The sequence below is a fragment of the Pleomorphochaeta sp. genome (genome assembly GCF_050031695.1).
Lineage (GTDB): Bacteria > Spirochaetota > Spirochaetia > Sphaerochaetales > Sphaerochaetaceae > Pleomorphochaeta.
Genome location: NZ_JBNAIC010000076.1, coordinates 81,439 through 100,401, shown reverse-complemented (window position 1 = coordinate 100,401; position 18,963 = coordinate 81,439). Strand labels below are relative to the sequence as shown.

Sequence of the window (18,963 nt, the reverse complement as noted above, 5' to 3'; positions counted from 1 at the left end):
TTCCAATAGATCCACAAGCACCTGTTACTAGTACTACTTTATTTTCTATCATTTCTCTTATAGGTTCTTTATCTATTTCAATAAGTTTTCTACCTAATAAGTCTTTATAATCTATATTTCTTAAATCTAATGTTCTTTTATTACTGTTTTCTAATTCAAAAAGGGATGGAACTATCTTTAGTTCAATTGATAATCCATTAGCTATAGCAACTGCTTGTTGCATCTTCTCAGCTGAAAGCTGAGTTATACCAATTATTAATGTTTTAGCATGTGTATTAATAAGTGTATCTTCTAGTTTTTCTAAATTACCATACACAGGTTTATTTAATATTAATGTATCATGTTTTATTGATTCATCATCAATAAAACCAAGTACATTATAAGGAAGTTTACCACTTATTGATTGTCTAGCTAATGTTTTACCAATTTCACCAGCACCAAATACTATTGCTCTTTTTCTACAATCATTAAGTGTATTATTTCCATTATATAATCTAATATTTCTATGGTTTATAGCAAATCTATAAAGTACTCTGTATCCCATTGTAAAAAAGTAAGATAATACAGTATAGCTTATAAATATTCTAAATGTTGTTACTTCAAATAAATGGGTATTAAATATAAGTATAAAACCTATAATTGATCCAACTGCAAGTGACATTCCTCTAACAGCTAACTCTAGTGAACTATCTACTAATCTTACTTTATAAACTTTAAATATATAAAAACATAAAATCTGTGCTATAAATAATAAATAAGCAATACTAGTAATACCTTCTATTTTACCATTAACTAAAAACAAGGTTATAATTAAAGAAAAATAAAATGCTATTAAATCGCCTAAGACAAAACCAACTAATTTCATTTTTTTTATATTCATATAGTTTATATGTTCCAATTGTATATTTTATATGAAGTTATATACTTCAATATTTATTTTTTGAATTTTATATTATATGATTTTCATATATTAATAGGTTGGTGTAACTGATTTTTAGGCGCAAAAAAACAATACAGACTATTTTCTGTATTTTTTAAGCACACTTTTATTCAATTACTATTACCGCGACTTATCAGCGTATATTAATAATTTGAAATCAATAAAATATGGGGATATGTTAATTTAAAGCGGCACGAAAATATGCCTACAGACAACCTCTTTATTATACAAATTATATTGAAAATTTTAGGAAAGTCTCTCCTACTTTACCTTAAATCATTATAAATCCCTTTTAAAATTCATAAAGAATACTAAACTAATTTTATTATTCTTGCAATCATTCTAACAAAACAATTAACAAAGTGTTACACTTTTTTTTGCTAAATTTTAAAGTTTTAATCCTAACAAATATATATTACACAAAATTTATAATTATGTCTAAAATTAAAGGTAACTAATAAATATAAAATCAACAAAAATCATAACAAAATTATCCTATACCAATTAAAATCAAACAATTATCTCTAATAAACTATTTTTCCTTTTTCTAATTCATTCAATTCTTTCATAAATGAAATACTTAAAATTAGAGCAATTAACGTTGTACTTATATCAGCAATAGGTTGTGCAAAAATAAAACCATTAAAACCAAATAACGAATTTAGGATAAAAAGAAGAGGAATATATATAATACACTGTCTTCCTAATGATAAAAACATTGCTTTTATTGCTTTACCTGTCGCTTGGAAAGTTACCATTACTGTAAATTGTATACCAAAGAAAGGCACACACCAAGTAAATGCTCTTAATATTGTTGTACCAGCTTTTACTGTATTCTCTTCATCTATAAACATTCTAATTAAATTTTCACCAAAGAAGTAAAATATGAATGTAAAAAATAATGATAAAAGTGTTCCATATATTAAGGTAGTTTTAAAACCATCTTTTAGCCTTTTATACTTTTGTGCACCATAGCAATATCCTGCAAATGGTTGATACCCTTGTGCTAATCCTATAATAAGCATAATTACCATTGAATTAACTCTCAATTGAATTCCATTACCTGCGACAACATAATCACCATAGGTTACAGCTATTACATTAACTAAAATAAAGGAAATGCTCATTACTATACTTGAAAGGGCTGCAGGTATACCAATTTTAAAAGTTTCACTATATATTTTTCTACTTGGTTTAAAATCACTTAATTTAATTGAAAGATAAGTATTCTTTCTCATAAAATGAGCAAAAAAATATAATACACTTACAATATTTCCGATAATTGTTGCCCATGCAGCTCCAGCTGATTCCATATTTAAACCTAAAATAAAGATTGGATCTAATATTATATTTAATACAATCCCTATAATCATTCCTTTCATAGCTTTATCAGTAGCGCCTTCACTTCTGATAAGACCTGCTAATGTAACGTTTAAAATTGGGAATATGCATAAATAAGTCATTACATCTAAATAGCGAGAAGTTGGGCCAATTGTATCTTTTGAAGTTCCAATAATATTTAATATATTATCTTCAAAAATTAAGAAAAATAAAGTAAATACGAGGGCTACTATTATTGATGAGTAAAAAGCTACAGAGTTAGACCTTTTTGCTTCTATATAATCTTTAGCTCCTAATCTTTGTGAAATATAACAAGAAGTACCACTTGCAAAAATGTTACCAGCTGCTTGAAACATCATAATTAATGGACTTGCTAAACTAATAGCAGCAACTAAGTTTAAATTTCCTGTCTGACCTATGAAATAAGTATCTGTTAGGTTATATATCATTTGCATTGCCATAGCAAGCATTGTAGGTAGTGCTAATTTTATTATTGCACTTTTTACTGGTGCATTTTCTAACAAATCTATTCTATTCTTATCCATTTACTTTTTCCCTTTCATTATTTATATAAAGAAAATATATTTTCTTTATGATTCTTACATGCTCTTTAGCATCACTCTCTCCAAGTGCTTTTAAAAGTTCTACTGTTTCATTTATATATTTTTCTTGATAAGATAATCCGACTTGTCTCCCCTTTTCACTCAAATATACAATTTTCTTTCTCTTATCTTCTTTATTATTTACTCTAATAATAATCTCTTGTTCTTCTAATTTATTTAGTATTGATGCAATCCTAGCACTAGAGACTGACATAAACTCACTTAATTCAGTAGGCGTTACCCCATCTTTTACTTCTGTTAAGTAACCAATTACTCTTTTAGTTCCTCTCAATAAATCAATATTGCCTCTATTAGATCCTTCTTTTCTTAATAGAACAAATTGATATTTAACTAATTCTTTTGCTAATTCTTTATACAATTTTAACTTCCTTTAATAAACAAACCTTTTTATCAATTTTAGCTAACACTGTTAGCTAAATTATCTGTAATTATTATTAATGTCAATTATAAAAAATGAATTATATTATTTTTTAGTTCAAGAAATTGCTATTAAAACTCAATAAAACCATTTTTTAATATTGATAATACAAATGATGTTAATTTGACTAATTGATATAATCATATTAATCTAGGTTTATGAAAAAGTTATTTTTATTATCTTTTATGCTAGTAGCATTTGAACTTTCTATATTTGCTAAAACAACCTATAGTGGTGGAATAGATATCAACTATAATGATGTAGGACTCTCTCTAACTCAAACAACTAATAATTTTAATATTAAGGCTACAGCTTCTTATCCTTTATTTTCTATACTTAGAAATAGAGATAACTTTACTAATGCTAATCTACATGATTATTTTGAGACATACTGTTTCCATGGAACAATAAATTATAAAATAATTGAATATAATTCACTATTTTTAAATTTAGGTTTAGGCTCAGATGTTTTTATGCAATTTGATTTTTCAAATGAAAATACTCACTATACTTGTTTTAGTGTTGGTCCTTACGGGGAATTAGGTTATTTACTTAAAAATAAAGGAATTGAAAAAGGTTTTGTTTCATTTAGTTTTAATTTACCATTAATTTGTCTTGAGAATAAAAAAACTGAATGGTTTGATCCATCTGAAACTGAAGGTTGGAATGAAATAATAGATATCAATGATGCAATATTCGATATTATATTTATGGCATATAAAATAAATATTAGAATACTATTATAAATGCTCACTAACAGTTATTGATAAAAAACAACTTTATAATATAAATAAGAAAAATATTATGATTTTTTTTAGAAAAAGGATATTAAAAATGTGTTGTAAATTTGAAATAGAACCTATTGCTTTTGTAGTATCTAATTTAGATAATTCATATTATAAGTTAGATCAAAATGGTAAAATAAAACATAGTAAAGCTAAAATAAAAATGGTTGAAAAATATAAAATTGGTATTAAAGATTTAAAACCTAACATGGTAATTACTATTATTTTTTATTTCAATCAATCTAATAATTATAATTTAGTTTCCCCTACTAGATTTTCTAAAAAACCACTTGGAATATTCTCAAGTAGATCTCCTAATAGACCTAATCATTTAGGAATTACTACCTCTAAAATATTAGATATAACTGATGATACTATTACTATTGAAAGTTCAGATATGTTTGATAAAACTCCTATAATTGATATAAAACCATATTTTGAGTATTCAAAAGATAAACAAATCTAAGATAAAATAAAAAATTAACCTTTATTCACCTTAATTATAAAAAGTTCAAAAACATACAAACTTGTCATGCTTTTTGTCAAAATCTAACAAATTAATCTTTAAAACGTTCAAATATATTATCTTTTTTGAATGTTACGTTCATTTTTAGATAAAAAAGTATTGACTAAATAAATTTAAAATTGTTATAATCTCTATTGAAAGTTAGTTGTATGAAACTTTCCTAAAACTATATTTAATAATACAAAAGGAACAATAATAATGTTACAAACAGTTAAAGCAACTTCTCTTTAATTAAACAACCTATTCTCATTTAGTAGTAAATCATAAAAAGAAGTCCTTTAACTTTGTAAAATTATCCTAGATAGGCGCATATCATTTTTTATAAATATAAGCAAAAAAATTTTAATAGACACAATATTTTAATATTATATTAGTATAATTTATTTTAATAACAAATACATTCTAATAAGTTTATTATATTATTAGTATATTATTTTCCACATTTTAGTTTCATATATAAAATATTTACTGTTTGTTGACATACATATTTTATTCTGTCATATTTCAATTATTCAAAATTTAGGAGAAATTATGAAGAAAAATATTATTTTTTTTATATTGGTACTAATAATACCTTTAGAAACTGTTGTTGCTGAGGATAGTACATCACAAGATTTCTATAAAGCTAGTATGTTATTATCCAGTCTTGATAATGTTGAAGAGTCTGAATTAGCAAATATCTCAAAACTAACTATAGATTTCTCACCTATGGAAAAAAACATGTTATACGAATCCAATAAGCAATCAACTACTATACCATTTTTAATCAACTTTTTAGTAGGGTTTGGTGTAGGATCTTATATTCAAGGTGATAAAACTGGGGGAAATACTGCACTTGCATGTGATCTATTATCTTTAACTGCAATATATATAGGGTATGCTCAAGCGTTAAGTAGTATTTATGACTCGAGTTATACTGGCAGTGAGGGATCTACGCTATTAGTTTTAGGTTCAATAGGATATTTAGCAACAAGGATATATGAATTAATTAGACCTTTTAATTATGCCAAATCTTATAATCAAAAATTAACACAAACATTAATGGCCTTTTCTGTTGAACCAGATATTACTGAATATGACGATTTAGAATTGTCTTTATCATATAAAATTAAATTATAATTATTACAAATAGGAAAAAAAATGAAAAAAACAAAACTTATATTATTAACATTAATATTATCAATTACACTTTCAAGTTGTGCTTCAATTCTTAGTGATAGTTCATATCCAGTAACTATTTCAAGTAGCCCAACAGAAGCAAATATCGTCATTAGAAACTCAAGCAATATTGTTGTTTATAAAGGTACAACTCCTGCTCTTGTAAAACTAGATGCTAGCAATGGTTTTTTTAAAAAAGAAAATTATACTATTACATTCTCTAAAGAAGGATATGAAGAATCAATTTATACCATTGAAAACCACTTAGATGGTTGGTATTGGGGAAATATTTTAGCAGGAGGGTTAATTGGTATGTTAATTATTGACCCTAGTACTGGAGCTATGTGGAGTTTAGATACATCTATTTATTATGATTTAACTGAAGAAAAAACTTCAAATAATATTTCAATAATGAATTTAGATGACATCCCTAATGAATGGATACCTTATTTAACTAAATTAGTGTAATTTCAATCAATAATTATTTAATATGATTTTTTTATAGAACTTAATTAACATGATCTCAAATAGACCATGTTAATTTTTTTAATATAGTACATTATGATATTTATTTCGTTTTGTAAAATGATTTACAAATACAATTATATCAAATAGAAAAAAGTTCAAAAACATACAAATTTGTCATATTTTTTGTTAAATTATAACAAATTCATATTTAAAACATTCAAATATATTATCTTTTTTGAATGCTACATTCATTTTTAGATAAAAAAGTATTGACTAAATAAATTTAAAAATGTTATAACCTCTATTGAAAGTTAGTTGTATGAAACTTTCCTAAAACTATATTTAATAATACAAAAGGAACAATAAAAATGTTACAAACAGTTAAAGCAACTTCAAGAAAAGTTAATGGTGGACTAGTAGTAGAAAATGATGCACGTGGTTTCAAATTAATCATGGATGAACCTGAAGAATTAGGTGGAACAAATAAAGGTATGAATCCTATTGAAGCTCTATTATGTGCATTAGGTTCTTGCCAAGTAATCGTTGCTACAGCTTTTGCTGAATCACAAAACTTCAAATTTGAAGAATGTTATTTAGAAGTTGAAGGCGATTTTGATCCAGAGGGGTTCATGGGTAATCCAGATATCAGAAATGGTTTCCAAGATATTCGTTTTAAAGTTCATTTCAAAACTGATGAAACTCAAGAAAAATGCGAACAATTTGCTGAAATTATGGCAAATAGTTGTCCTGTTGAAGATAATTTAGTTAATGGTGTTAGTTGTACTAGAACAGCTGTAGTTATTGACTAATAAATTAATAAATAACCAACAAACTTTAAAACCAATAGTATCATCAGATGATGATACTATTGTCACGTAATAACAATAATAAGAGATAAATATATGAAAAGCTATGAATTATTATTTATAGGTGCTGGCCCTGGTGGTTATGTTGCTGCAATTAGAGCAGCACAACTAGGTGCAAAAGTTGCTGTAATTGAAAATAGAGAAGCAGGTGGAACTTGCTTAAATAGAGGTTGTATCCCAACAAAAGCATTATATAAATCAGCTGAAGTTTTAAGAGAAAGTAGAGAATTAGCTAGTTTTGGCTTAGATGGAACTGCTGCTAAAGCAAACATTAGTGCAATTCAAAAAAGAAAGAATGGTATCGTAAAGCAACTAAGAGATGGTGTTATTACTCTTTTAAGTGAAAATAATGTTGATTATTATGAAGGATTAGGATCTTTTATTGATAAAAAAAATGTTAAAGTTACTCTAAATGCAGGTGGAGAAGAAATTCTAAGTGCACCTAGTATAATAATAGCAACAGGTTCATCTCCTAAAAAATTAGCTCTACCTGGAAGTGATTTAAATGGTGTTATTACAACTGATGAATTATTAGAAATTGATCATATCCCAAGAAGACTTGGAGTTATTGGAGCTGGAACTGTTGGTACAGAATTTGCTAATATTTTTAACTCTTTTGGTAGCGATGTATATGTAGTTGTAAAATATGATAGAGTAATGAGAAAACTCGATAAAGAAACTGTTTATGAGTTTATGAAATCATTTAAGAATCAAGGCATTCATATGGTAGAAGGAGTTCTTCCACAAAGATTTGAAAAAACTGATAATGGTATTGCTATTATATCTAAAGATTTAAAAACAGAAGAAGAGGTTATTACTGAAGTAGATGAAATTCTTCTTTCAGCTGGAAGAAAAGCTAATACTGTTGGCTTGAATCTAGAAAACGCTGGAGTTATGGTCGATTCAGCAGGTTTTGTAAAAGTTGATGATAACTATAAAACTAATGTTCCTGGGATTTATGCTATTGGTGATGTTATTGGTAAACAAATGCTAGCTCACGTTGCAAGTGCACATGGGGAAAAACTTGTAGAATCTATTATTAAACATACTTTCCCAAAACCAATGACTCCTGTTCCTGATTGTGTATTTGCATATCCTGAAATAGCAACTTGTGGAATTAGTGAAGAACAAGCACAAAATAGAAAACTTGACTACAAAGTTGGTAAATTTAAATTTGCATCTAATGGTAAAGCTATGACCTTAGGCGAAACAGAAGGACTAATCAAAGTAATTGCAGGTAAAGATAATAAAATTCTAGGCGTTAACATTTGTGGTCCTCATGCATCTGATTTAATTCATGAAGCATCAACTGCTATGACAGCAGGTCTTACAATCAAACAAATAAATAATACAATTCATGCTCACCCAACATTAATTGAAACATTCAGTGAAGCTGTTTTAGATGTAGATAATAAATCTATCCACGCTGCACCAAAATGTGCTTTTATTTCAAGTAGTGAAAAGAAAGTAGATCCAGGTAAAGTTAGACTTCCTAAATTAAATTCATTAATGACTAAAGGTAGAGTTTGTAATTGGAATGTAGAGCTAGGTCAACATGTAAAAAAAGGTGATGTTCTTTGCTCTGTTGAAGCTAACAAAGTTAATGGTGAAATTACAGCTCCAGTTGATGGTAAAATAATTGAAATTAAAGACCAAAATAACGAAACAGTTGATGTTGGTACATTAATTTGTGTTATTCAATCAGCTCTTGAAGCAAAAGCAATCGATAATGAAATTAAAATGCCTAAACTTAATAATTTAATGAGTAAAGGTACTATAGCCTCTTGGAAAGCAAATGTTGGTGACAAAATGAAAAAAGGTGATGTTCTTTGTTCTGTTGAAGCTAACAAAGTTAGTGGAGAAATCACATTACCAAGAGATTGTGAAATTGTAGAGCTTATTGCTGAAGTTGGAAAAGAAGTTGAAGTTAATAGTATTGTTGCAAAAGTAGTTTAAAACTAATAAACTATATTTAACAATAAAAGGAAATACATGGGGGCTTCATTGTCCCCTATTTAAATTATGAAATATTATATCAGTAAATCACATAGCCCATATTACAATTTAGCTCTTGAAGAAATCTTTTTTAGAGATTTTCAAGATTCAATACTCTATTTATGGCAAAATGATAACACTATTGTAGTTGGAAAAAATCAAAATACTTTTGAAGAAATAAATCAAGATAAGGTAATTGAAAAAAATATAAATGTTGTAAGACGTGGTACTGGTGGAGGTGCTGTTTATCATGATTTAGGGAACCTCAACTTCTCTGTAATAATAAATACAAAAGAAGGTGAATTTTATGATTATGCCTCATTCTTAAAACCTGTTATTCAAGCTTTAAAAACTTTTGAAATAAATGCAGAAATTCAAGGAAGAAATGATATTTTAGTAAATGGTTATAAAATATCAGGAAATGCCCAAATGATTTCTAATAATCGTGTTCTACATCACGGCACTTTATTAATTGATTCAAATTTATCTACACTTTCAAGCGTATTAAATGTATCTAAGCAAAAATTAAAATCAAAAGGTATAAAGAGTGTAAAATCAAGAGTAGCAAATTTATGTGATTTAACAGATAAAGAAATAAATATTGAATTATTAGAAAAAAAGATAATTGAAGTTTATTGTGATAATGAAGCATCAGAAATAATTATAGATGGTGATATCGAGAAAAAAATCAAAAATTTAGAAACTCAAAAATATTCTACCTATGAATGGGTTTATGGAAGCTCTCCAAATTCAGATTATTCTAATGAGATGAAATTTTCTTGTGGTACTGTAAGAATTAATTTTAATATTAAAAATGGTATTATTGCAGATTGTAAATTTAGTGGTGATTTCTTAGATATTAGAGATATAAATGAATTAGCTACTAAGTTAAACAACACAAAATATCAACTTGATATTATTAAAAATAAATTAAAAGATATAAATCTTAACTCTTATTTAAAAAATGTTACAATTGATGAATTTATTCACTTATTTAAATAAAAATAAATAAGTGAATAATCTTTTTTCATTTTTTATCTATAGTTTTAGACGATAATGCGCATAAAAATTGAAAACTATAATAAATAAATTTGCTTTATATAAACCAAGTAAAAATCCTATTTATTATAATTTAACATATAAATTACTTTTTTTATTTAACTCTTCACTTAAATTTCCAACTTGTGAGAACCCTATTGAGAAAGTATAATCTTTAATATTTTCAATAAAAATTGGATGATCTTCAATATTGATAATTAATTGTTCCGTTTTTATCTCACTAGGATTTAATTCAATCTTTTTAAATGCACAAAGATGTGATATTTCATCACTCTTTTCATCTATCAAATATACTTGAAGAATATCTTTAGCAACTTCTGTATTAGAATTTTCAACTTCAATATCTATATAAATTTTATCTCTCTTTAAATTAATACCGGTTTTATTTATATCTATATCATAATAAGTTAGGCCATATCCAAATGGATATAGTATATTATCACTTTTATCATACCTATAGGTTCTGCCTTTCATTGAATAATCACTAAAATCAGGTAGCTTATCAGCGGATTTATAGAAAGTAATAGGTAGTTTAGCTGAAGGAATTTCATTTCCAAATATAATATCTGAAATTGCTTTACCTCCACGAGATCCTGGATACCAACCAACTAATACAGAATTTGCACTTTTCTTAGGATATGATAAATCAATTGAACTTCCTGCTAAAAGGACTACTATATATGGTTTATTTAGCTTAGATATTTCTTCGATTAATTCGTTTTGAAGACCAGGTAGCTTTAAGTCTTTTTTATCCCCTGATGCAAAACTATTTCCTTCATCCCCCTCTTCTCCTTCAAGGGTTTCATCAAGTCCTAAACAAATAATTGTCAAATCACTCATATTTGCTACACAAAGGGCTTCACTAAACCTATCTTTTGTATAACTAGATTGATCTTCTACTTTATCTTTGTATAAATGACAGCCTTCAGAATATCTTATCTTAATTGAAGTATCTTCTACTTCATCTTGTATTGCCTCTAGCATTGTTATATATCTAGAAGAAGTACCATGATAATTACCAATTAAAGAATCCCTACTATTTGCATTAGGTCCAATTACTGCTATTGAGTTTATTTGATCTTTATTTAAAGGTAAAATACCATCATTTTTTAATAAAACAACACTTTCTACTGCTGCTTTATGAGCTAGATTAAGGTGCTTTTGACACTCAATTACATCATAAGAAATGTCATCAAATTCAGTTTTTTGATTCATCCCTAAAAGATATCTTGTTGTAAATATTCTAACTAAACATTTATCGAGATCTTCTTCACATATTTTCCCTTTTTCTATTGCTTCTAAAATATAAGTATAAGCACAACCACAATTTATATCACAACCATTTTTAACTGCTAAAGCAACTGAATCTGCAGGTGTTTCTGTAATTTTATGATTTTGATGAAAATCTCTTATAGCCCAACAGTCTGAGACAAAATATCCACTAAATCCCCATTTATTTCTCAAATAATCTTGAAGAGTTTCACTTGCACAACTTGGTTCACCGTTTACTCTATTATATGCACCCATAACACCTTCTACTTCACTTTTAGTGACTAGTGCTTTAAATGCAGGTAAATAAGTTTTTTCCATATCTTCTTTAGAAGCTATTGCATCAAAATGATGCCTATCATTTTCAGGCCCACTGTGCACAGCAAAATGCTTTGCACAAGCTGCAGCTTTTATAAACTTACCATCTCCTTGAAGCCCATCAACATAAGAGCATCCAATCTCAGATGATAAAAAAGGATCTTCCCCATAAGTTTCATGACCTCTTCCCCATCTTGGATCTCTAAAAATATTTACATTTGGAGACCATAGAGTTAAGCCTTTATATATTCCATAGTCACCTAATTTTTGAGCCATATTATATTTTGCTCTAGCTTCATCTGCTATAGCAGAAGCTATTTCTTTTATTAATTCAGTATCAAATGTAGCAGCTAGTCCAATAGCTTGAGGAAACATTGTAGCAACACCTGCTCTTGCAACACCATGTAATCCTTCATTCCACCAATTATATTCTTTAACATCTAGATGATTAATTGAAGGTGCATCATATCTCATTTGAGATGCTTTTTCTTCTAAACTCATTTTAGAAACTAATTCTTTAGCTTTTTCTATTGCCCATTCTCTATCTCTCATGTTTTTCTCCAATAATTATTCTATTATTTTATATTATTATTATTGATTTAAACATATTAATAATAAATATCCATACATATTATAGACATTATTGATACAAAATTAACTATTTACAACAATATTTTAGAATAGAATAATTTATGAACAAGAAAATATTCCATTATTCTTTAAACATCCGATGAATTATAAATATACTTAGTTTAATAAAATATTAATAAATTCATACTTTTTTTTATTAATTATTTATATAATATATAATTATATAACATTAGCCTAATTTTAAATTAAAAATCTGTTGACTTTAATGAGTAAAGTATTACAATATTCATCAGATGAATATTACTAAAATAATTCTTAATAAGGAAGTCTAATAAATATGGTTAAAAAAAGCGAAACACTTTCATCATCCTCTATTGTATTAACATATATAAAAGAAAAGATAGCGAACAATGAATGGTCAAAAGGTGATAAAATCTATACTGAACCTCAATTTATGGATATCTTAGGTGTTAGTAGAGCTGCTGTTAGAAAAGCAATAAACCAACTAGTAGATAGTAATATATTAATTAAAATACAAGGAAATGGTACTTTTATATCAGAAAATAGTTCAACCTCCCTTTTTAATCCTTTAATATCACATTTTCTATTTGATGAATATGATGCTTTATCTGTACTAGAATTTAGAAAACTAATTGAACCATCCTGTGTTTCTTTATTTATAGATTTATTATCTGATGAGAAAATACATCAACTAAAATCATGTATAAAATCCATGGAAGAGTCTGAGTTAACAAATAATGAAGAATTTTACAAAGCAGATTTTAATTTTCATAATATCATTGTAAAAGGCACCCAAAATGCTTTAGCTTCTAAAATTATGGATTTACTCCACGAATCTTTAATTAACTACCAATACAAATCAAATAAAGCAATAGGTCCTAAGACAGGATTAAAAGAGCATAAACAAATTCTTTATGCAATCGAAAGCAAGGACAAAGAATTAGCTTCTTTACTTATGAAAAGACACATTGAGAGATCTGAAATAGATATGAAAAACTATATTAAAAATAATACTGTTTTAAAGAAGGCTACAAATGATAAAAAATAACGAACCAATAAAATTAAAAAATGCAAAAGCATGGAGAACGTATTTAGGAGGTTCACTATTAAGAGATTTTTTAGGATTATCTAATACTAAAGATGATCATTTCCCTGAAGAATGGATAATGAGCTTAGTAAGTGCAAGAAATGCAGGAAGAGAAAATATAGTTAATGAGGGTCTTAGTATCATTGATGATAATGAGAATATTTCATTAAAAGATTTAATTTCAAAAGATCCAAGTTATTATTTAGGAGAAGCTTTTAGTAAAAAATATAACGATACTACTGGAGTACTAATTAAACTTATTGATTCATCTGAGAGATTATCAGTACAAGTTCACCCTGATAAAAATACTGCTAAAAAATTATTTAATAGCAATTATGGTAAAACAGAATGTTGGCATATTCTAGGGGGAAGAGAAATTAATGGTGAAAAACCTTGTATTTACTTAGGTTTTAAAGAAAACATAACTCAAGAATATTGGAAAGATTTATTTAACAAACAAGATATAAAAGAAATGCTTAATTGCATGCATAAAATCAATGTTAAGATAGGTGAAACATATCTAATTAACGGTGGTATCCCTCATGCTATTGGAGCAGGTTGTTTCTTAGTAGAAATTCAAGAACCTACAGATTATACAATAAGGGTAGAAAGAATAACAGATTCCGGTTTTAAAATTGCTGATAGCATGTGCCATCAAGGACTTGGATTTAATAACATGTTTAAATGTTTTCACTATAATGGTCTATCCTTAGATAAAACCCTAAATAAATATTTAATTAGCAAAAAAACTATAAACAAAACTACATCTTGTAAATATGAAAGTTATATAGATTACAATGAAACCAAAATGTTCTCATTATATGGACTTACAATACATAATGACACTTATACACTTAAATTAAATAATGTATTTTCAGGAATATTTATTCTTGAAGGATCTGCAACAATGAAATGTGGTAATAGCGAATACACCATTAAAAAAGCAGATGAATTTTTCTTACCAAAAAATTGTAAAAGCCTTACTTTTACGACAAATGATAACTTTAAATTATTACATTTTTATGGGCCTAAAGTTTAATTTAACTTATAATAAAAGAGCTATTTACTAGATCTTTTATTAATTTATAGCGTTATAATATTTCTATAATTTTATTATATAAATTATCAGCATATATTTTAAAACATTCTTCATTAGGATGGAGAGTGTTTTCATCAAAGAAGGTAGGATTATGAGGTACTAATTCAAATCCATCAATTAAATTAAAATTATTATATTTTTCTGTTTCTTTGATAATAATAGAAATTACATCATAAAATGTACCACTTTTATTAATATTTAAATATGATCCTCTCCAAATTGGTGTAATTATAAATACTGGAATATCAAAAAATAATGAATTTAATTTAGAAAAATATAGTCTAATATTTTCTTTAATCTCCTCTATATCATCAATTTTATCCCAATCATTAGTACCAAATGCACTAGTTACAATATCTACTTTTATATCATTATCTTCATCAAATATTTTATAATCATGAACATAACCAGATACCCCCTGATTAATTAAATTCATATCTAATTTTTTAGATAAAAGCATAGGATATGTATTTTTTGGATGTATTGATCTGTAACCTTGGGTTATTGAATCACCAAAACAAAGTATTGTTTTATCTTTTATTTCACTATTTTTAATAGTTGAGCCTTCATCAATCTTAAAATCTTTTATCATAACTGAAGTACTATGAGGCAAATAAATACTTATTTTTTTATCTCCTAAAACTTCAGTACTAAATTCAAAATGATAATTAGAATAATCACTATTTTCAAAAGAAACACTCTTTTCAAACTCATCATTTATAAAAACATCAAAATTAGCATAAGTCTGTGAGCATAAGTCAGTTTTAAAATCAAATTCAACAGAACTAGTTGTGCTATAAAACTCTATTTTTACACCTGATGTATATTCAGTTTCAATACTCAATCTTTCGCATTTTTCCTTAAAAGCTTTCTTTTGTTTATCACTTAAGCGCTCAGCTTTATAATACCCCTCTTTTTCTACTACATATAAGCAATTTCTATATAAATCATTGTAATTAATATTCAAAATTATATCTCCTAATGATAATTAAGATATCACAATAAAATGAGTAAATACATCTTTTTTTTAAATACGCCAATACATAAAAGTAAAAAAAATACTAGAAAAAGACTTATCTCTTTCTAGTATAATAAGATATATTTACCTTTTATTATTTTTGACTTTGAAGTGCAAACCCTTTCATAAAACTTTCTTGAAGAATAAAGAAAACTAGTAAAGGTGGAATTATTGTCATAATAACTCCTGCCATAATAACACCCCAGTTATTAGAAGATTCTGCATTCATAAGCATCTTTATACCAATTTGAACTACTCTCATGTTATCAGTATTTGTTGCCATTAATGGCCATAAATATTGATTCCAAATATAAATAAATTCAATTACTACTAAAGCTCCAATTGTATTTTTTGTTAATGGGATTAAAACTCTAAAGAAATATTGCATTGGTCTACAACCATCTATTTTAGAAGCATCAACTAATTCTGATGGAATAGTTTTAAACCGCTGAATAAACAAAAATGTTCCCGTCGCACTAGCCCAGAATGGAATAATGAGACCTGCATATGTATTTATCCAATCAAAACTTCTAACAACATCAAATAATGCAACAATTCTAACAGGAACTGGGAGTAATAAAGTGATAATAATTATAAAGAATAAGATATTTTTTCCTTTAAAATCAAAATGAGTAAATGCAAAAGCTGCTAATAAGCTCATTACTATTTTACCAATAGTTACCATTATTGCAATAAAACCTGAATTGAACATCATTCTTCCCAAATCAATTCTATTCCAAGCTGTTGAATAGTTAGAAACCCAGTTGTTTGAAAAAGTTAATTTTGGGGGATTAGAAAAAACTTGTATTTCTGTTTGAGAGCTAATTATTAGAGCTAAGAAAACAGGAAGACAAATAATAAATACAGAAATTATTGATAATACATGGAATGTAATTATAGTTCTTTTTTTAACAATCATTTTTAAATCTCCTATTGATAATGAACTTTCTTTCCAGTTGTCCTAAATTGAACAACAGTAATAAGAACTACAATACAGAATAATACTAGACTTTCTGCAGCTGCATATCCAATTCGTGAATTTACAAAGAAGTCTTTGTAAAGTTGATAAATAAGAATATTAGTTGAATCTACAGGTCCACCTTCTGTTAATACATCGATTAATCCAAAAGAACTGAAATAAGCATATGTAGTATTCATTACTAACAAGAAAAATGTTGTTGGAGAAACAAAAGCTAAAGTAATTTTGAAAAACCTTTTAGCAGGACCTGCTCCATCAATAGCAGCAGCCTCAATTGAATCACTTGGTACATTTCTCAATGCAGTTAAATAAAATACAATATTATAACCTAAATTTTTCCAAGTTGCTGCAATTGCTACAACAATAAAAGCAGTACTACCTTTTGTTAGCCAAGTATAATTTCCTGTAAAATAACATACAATACCATTTGCTGGGTTAAATAAAAAGTTAAATAAAGCACCAGCTATAGCAGGGGATAATGCATAAGGCCAAATCATTAATGTTCTATAAATTTTAGCACCTTTAAACTTTTGGTTTAATAAAACTGCAAGTGCTAATGAAACTACAATACCTAATAAAACAACCAAAAGGCTGAATATAATCGAGATGCCAAAACTATGAGCATAATCTGAATTAAATAATAATTTTTTAAAATTATATAAACCCGCAAACTTCGTAGCATTGGTATATGGATTAACTTTATAAAAAGATAGTCTAAATGTTTCAAAAGCTGGATAGAATAAAAATATAACTAAAACAATAAAAGTCGGTAGCAATAATAAATAAGGCAATATTTTAGATGGGAAAACCGATTGTTTCATCCAAACCTCCTAAAGTGAAATAATCGTAAGGAGGACATAATTGTCCTCCTTAAATACGTAATTATAAATTAATTTTTTATAATTGAATAAGTTCATTCCATTCTGTAATCAAATCATTAACTTCTGCTGCAGCATCATCTAAAGCAGCTTGAGTATCTTTACCTTGATAACATTCTTGGATTGCTGATTGGATTATTTCTCTTGTTTCAGGGAATACACCAAGTAGAGCACCTGAAGTATTTAATGTTCCAGGACTTACTAACAATTGATCAAATGCAGTTTTATAGTTAGGATTTTCATCAAACCAACCTTCACTATCTAAAGCTTCCATTGAAGATTTTGTTACAGGGAAGTAACCAGTACCTTTATGCCATGCTTTTTGTGATTCGTCATTTGCAATAAATTCTACTAATTTAACAGCAGCTAATTGTTGTTCGTTTGTTAATTGATTAGTTAACCATAATGATCCACCACCAATAGCAACACCACCATCAGCTCCTTCTGGATGAGGGATAAAACCAGTTCCCATTTCCCAACCTTTTTCATTTAATGCTTTTGTTAATAAGTTAACATCTGAAGAAGAAGATAAAATAATTGCAGCTTCGCCTGAACCAAATGCAGCTCTATGATTAGACCAACCAGGTCCTACATCATTGAATAAGCCATCATTATACATGCCGACCCACCAATCTAATACATTTTTACCAGCTTCATCATTGAATAAAACTTCAGTAGGTAATTCAGCAGCACGACCATTATCATTATTAGCAAATGGAGCATCTTGTAAAGCTATCATTTCTTCAAAATACCAACCATGTAAATTCCAAGTAACAGGTTTATCAATACCACTAGCTTTTAATGCTTTAGCAGCTTCAATTACTTCACTATAAGTTTCAGGTGGATCATTTGGATCTAAACCAGCTTTTTCAAACAATGTTTTGTTATAATACATTAATGGAGTAGATGAATTGAAAGGCATTGAATAATGTTGACCTTGATATTCATAATAACCTTCAACAGGAACAAAGAAATTATCCCAATCAATTACTTCACCATACTTTTCAGCTAATTCATCAACAGGGGAAATTAATCCACTATTAATCATTCCTAAAGTTCCAATTTCATAGCTATGGAATACAGCTGGTGCATTTCCAGCTTTATAAGCTGATTTTACTTTATTTAAAGTATCATTATAACTACCTGCATATTGTACTTCTACAGTAATGTTAGGATTTTCTTCCATAAAGTTATCAACAATACCTTGAATTAAATCAATACGATCTCCAGACATAGCATGCCAGAATTGAATAGTTACAGGGGCTGTTTCATCAACCTCTACAGCTTCTTCAACCATCTCCTTTTCACTTTGTCCACCTGCAAATGCATTACCAAATATCATGGTAGCTAATAGCAATAAAACTAAGATTTTTTTCATATTACTCTCCTTCAGTAAATTAAAAATTTGTTTAACAATTTAATTAAATTAACCAAATTCTTAAATATTGTAAGTCCGTAATTTTGATATGTCAATAAATATTTTGTTATCTAATCATAATAAATAAATATATATCATTTAACTTT

General features: G+C 27.0%; 17 protein-coding genes. 9 read left to right on the top strand and 8 right to left on the bottom strand.

From position 1 onward, the window contains the following. The 3 genes from ACPKM0_RS12940 to ACPKM0_RS12930 form a co-directional block, all read right to left on the bottom strand. Positions 1-880: nucleoside-diphosphate sugar epimerase/dehydratase (locus tag ACPKM0_RS12940; RefSeq protein WP_472476576.1), on the bottom strand; the 880-nt coding region annotated here is incomplete at its 3' end. A 584-nt stretch (positions 881-1,464) separates the two neighbouring features. Continuing rightward, on the bottom strand, positions 1,465-2,826 hold the full coding sequence (locus tag ACPKM0_RS12935) for an MATE family efflux transporter (protein ID WP_472476574.1): 1,362 nt from the start codon (positions 2,824-2,826) through the stop codon (positions 1,465-1,467). Continuing rightward, a complete protein-coding gene (locus tag ACPKM0_RS12930; RefSeq protein ID WP_472476573.1) occupies positions 2,819-3,262 on the bottom strand; it encodes a MarR family winged helix-turn-helix transcriptional regulator in 444 nt (147 codons plus the stop codon). Before ACPKM0_RS12930 ends, ACPKM0_RS12935 begins: the two co-directional genes overlap by 8 nt. A 218-nt stretch (positions 3,263-3,480) precedes the next feature. On the opposite strand from ACPKM0_RS12930, the gene ACPKM0_RS12925 reads away from it, so the two are divergent. From ACPKM0_RS12925 to ACPKM0_RS12895, 7 genes are all read left to right on the top strand, one after another. Further along, positions 3,481-4,068, top strand: coding sequence for a hypothetical protein (locus ACPKM0_RS12925; RefSeq protein WP_472476571.1), 588 nt, complete (start codon positions 3,481-3,483; stop codon positions 4,066-4,068). An 88-nt stretch (positions 4,069-4,156) separates the two neighbouring features. After that, positions 4,157-4,573 carry a TrmO family methyltransferase domain-containing protein gene (locus ACPKM0_RS12920; RefSeq protein ID WP_472476569.1) on the top strand — a complete coding sequence of 139 codons (417 nt, stop codon included), beginning with the start codon at positions 4,157-4,159 and terminating at the stop codon, positions 4,571-4,573. Positions 4,574-5,164: 591 nt separating this feature from the next. Next, a complete protein-coding gene (locus ACPKM0_RS12915) occupies positions 5,165-5,752 on the top strand; it encodes a P13 family porin (RefSeq protein ID WP_472476567.1) in 588 nt (195 codons plus the stop codon). A gap of 21 nt (positions 5,753-5,773) precedes the next feature. Beyond that, on the top strand, positions 5,774-6,259 hold the full coding sequence (locus tag ACPKM0_RS12910; RefSeq protein WP_472476565.1) for a hypothetical protein: 486 nt from the start codon (positions 5,774-5,776) through the stop codon (positions 6,257-6,259). A 368-nt stretch (positions 6,260-6,627) separates the two neighbouring features. After that, positions 6,628-7,068, top strand: a complete 441-nt coding sequence (locus ACPKM0_RS12905; RefSeq protein WP_472476563.1) for an OsmC family protein — start codon at positions 6,628-6,630, stop codon at positions 7,066-7,068. A 93-nt stretch (positions 7,069-7,161) separates the two neighbouring features. Beyond that, positions 7,162-9,081: a dihydrolipoyl dehydrogenase gene (gene lpdA / locus ACPKM0_RS12900; RefSeq protein ID WP_472476561.1), complete on the top strand. Its 1,920-nt coding sequence runs from the start codon at positions 7,162-7,164 to the stop codon at positions 9,079-9,081. 66 nt (positions 9,082-9,147) lie between these two features. Then, positions 9,148-10,122, top strand: coding sequence for a lipoate--protein ligase (locus ACPKM0_RS12895; protein WP_472476559.1), 975 nt, complete (start codon positions 9,148-9,150; stop codon positions 10,120-10,122). 123 nt (positions 10,123-10,245) lie between these two features. Here ACPKM0_RS12895 and ACPKM0_RS12890 read toward each other — a convergent pair whose 3' ends face one another. Then, positions 10,246-12,318: a glycoside hydrolase family 3 C-terminal domain-containing protein gene (locus tag ACPKM0_RS12890; protein ID WP_472476557.1), complete on the bottom strand. Its 2,073-nt coding sequence runs from the start codon at positions 12,316-12,318 to the stop codon at positions 10,246-10,248. A gap of 376 nt (positions 12,319-12,694) precedes the next feature. Here ACPKM0_RS12890 and ACPKM0_RS12885 point away from each other — a divergent pair, with 376 nt between their 5' ends. Both ACPKM0_RS12885 and ACPKM0_RS12880 read left to right on the top strand, forming a co-directional pair. Beyond that, entirely contained in the window at positions 12,695-13,426 is a 732-nt protein-coding gene (locus tag ACPKM0_RS12885) for a FadR/GntR family transcriptional regulator (RefSeq protein WP_472476555.1), read from the top strand. Beyond that, a complete protein-coding gene (locus ACPKM0_RS12880) occupies positions 13,413-14,504 on the top strand; it encodes a type I phosphomannose isomerase catalytic subunit (RefSeq protein ID WP_472476553.1) in 1,092 nt (363 codons plus the stop codon). Before ACPKM0_RS12885 ends, ACPKM0_RS12880 begins: the two co-directional genes overlap by 14 nt. Positions 14,505-14,556: 52 nt before the next feature. On the opposite strand, the gene ACPKM0_RS12875 is transcribed toward ACPKM0_RS12880, so the two are convergent. The 4 genes from ACPKM0_RS12875 to ACPKM0_RS12860 form a co-directional block, all read right to left on the bottom strand. Next, positions 14,557-15,531: an SGNH/GDSL hydrolase family protein gene (locus ACPKM0_RS12875; protein WP_472476551.1), complete on the bottom strand. Its 975-nt coding sequence runs from the start codon at positions 15,529-15,531 to the stop codon at positions 14,557-14,559. Between the two features lie 145 nt (positions 15,532-15,676). Then, complete coding sequence (locus ACPKM0_RS12870; protein ID WP_472476550.1) at positions 15,677-16,501, bottom strand: carbohydrate ABC transporter permease; 825 nt, start codon at positions 16,499-16,501, stop codon at positions 15,677-15,679. Positions 16,502-16,512: 11 nt separating this feature from the next. After that, the gene (locus ACPKM0_RS12865) at positions 16,513-17,382 is read right to left on the bottom strand and encodes a carbohydrate ABC transporter permease (protein ID WP_472476548.1); all 870 of its coding nucleotides are present in this window, start codon (positions 17,380-17,382) and stop codon (positions 16,513-16,515) included. A gap of 76 nt (positions 17,383-17,458) precedes the next feature. Further along, positions 17,459-18,817: an ABC transporter substrate-binding protein gene (locus ACPKM0_RS12860; protein ID WP_472476546.1), complete on the bottom strand. Its 1,359-nt coding sequence runs from the start codon at positions 18,815-18,817 to the stop codon at positions 17,459-17,461. Positions 18,818-18,963: the final 146 nt, after the last annotated feature.

Coding starts and splice junctions, on each gene's coding strand:
- ACPKM0_RS12905 (WP_472476563.1), top strand. CDS start 6,628: ATGTTACAAACAGTTAAAGCAACTTCAAGAAAAGTTAATGGTGGACTA.
- ACPKM0_RS12890 (WP_472476557.1), bottom strand. CDS start 12,318: ATGAGAGATAGAGAATGGGCAATAGAAAAAGCTAAAGAATTAGTTTCT.
- ACPKM0_RS12920 (WP_472476569.1), top strand. CDS start 4,157: ATGTGTTGTAAATTTGAAATAGAACCTATTGCTTTTGTAGTATCTAAT.
- ACPKM0_RS12925 (WP_472476571.1), top strand. CDS start 3,481: ATGAAAAAGTTATTTTTATTATCTTTTATGCTAGTAGCATTTGAACTT.
- ACPKM0_RS12865 (WP_472476548.1), bottom strand. CDS start 17,382: ATGAAACAATCGGTTTTCCCATCTAAAATATTGCCTTATTTATTATTG.
- ACPKM0_RS12880 (WP_472476553.1), top strand. CDS start 13,413: ATGATAAAAAATAACGAACCAATAAAATTAAAAAATGCAAAAGCATGG.
- ACPKM0_RS12860 (WP_472476546.1), bottom strand. CDS start 18,817: ATGAAAAAAATCTTAGTTTTATTGCTATTAGCTACCATGATATTTGGT.
- ACPKM0_RS12915 (WP_472476567.1), top strand. CDS start 5,165: ATGAAGAAAAATATTATTTTTTTTATATTGGTACTAATAATACCTTTA.
- ACPKM0_RS12910 (WP_472476565.1), top strand. CDS start 5,774: ATGAAAAAAACAAAACTTATATTATTAACATTAATATTATCAATTACA.
- ACPKM0_RS12895 (WP_472476559.1), top strand. CDS start 9,148: ATGAAATATTATATCAGTAAATCACATAGCCCATATTACAATTTAGCT.
- ACPKM0_RS12870 (WP_472476550.1), bottom strand. CDS start 16,501: ATGATTGTTAAAAAAAGAACTATAATTACATTCCATGTATTATCAATA.
- ACPKM0_RS12935 (WP_472476574.1), bottom strand. CDS start 2,826: ATGGATAAGAATAGAATAGATTTGTTAGAAAATGCACCAGTAAAAAGT.
- lpdA (WP_472476561.1), top strand. CDS start 7,162: ATGAAAAGCTATGAATTATTATTTATAGGTGCTGGCCCTGGTGGTTAT.
- ACPKM0_RS12885 (WP_472476555.1), top strand. CDS start 12,695: ATGGTTAAAAAAAGCGAAACACTTTCATCATCCTCTATTGTATTAACA.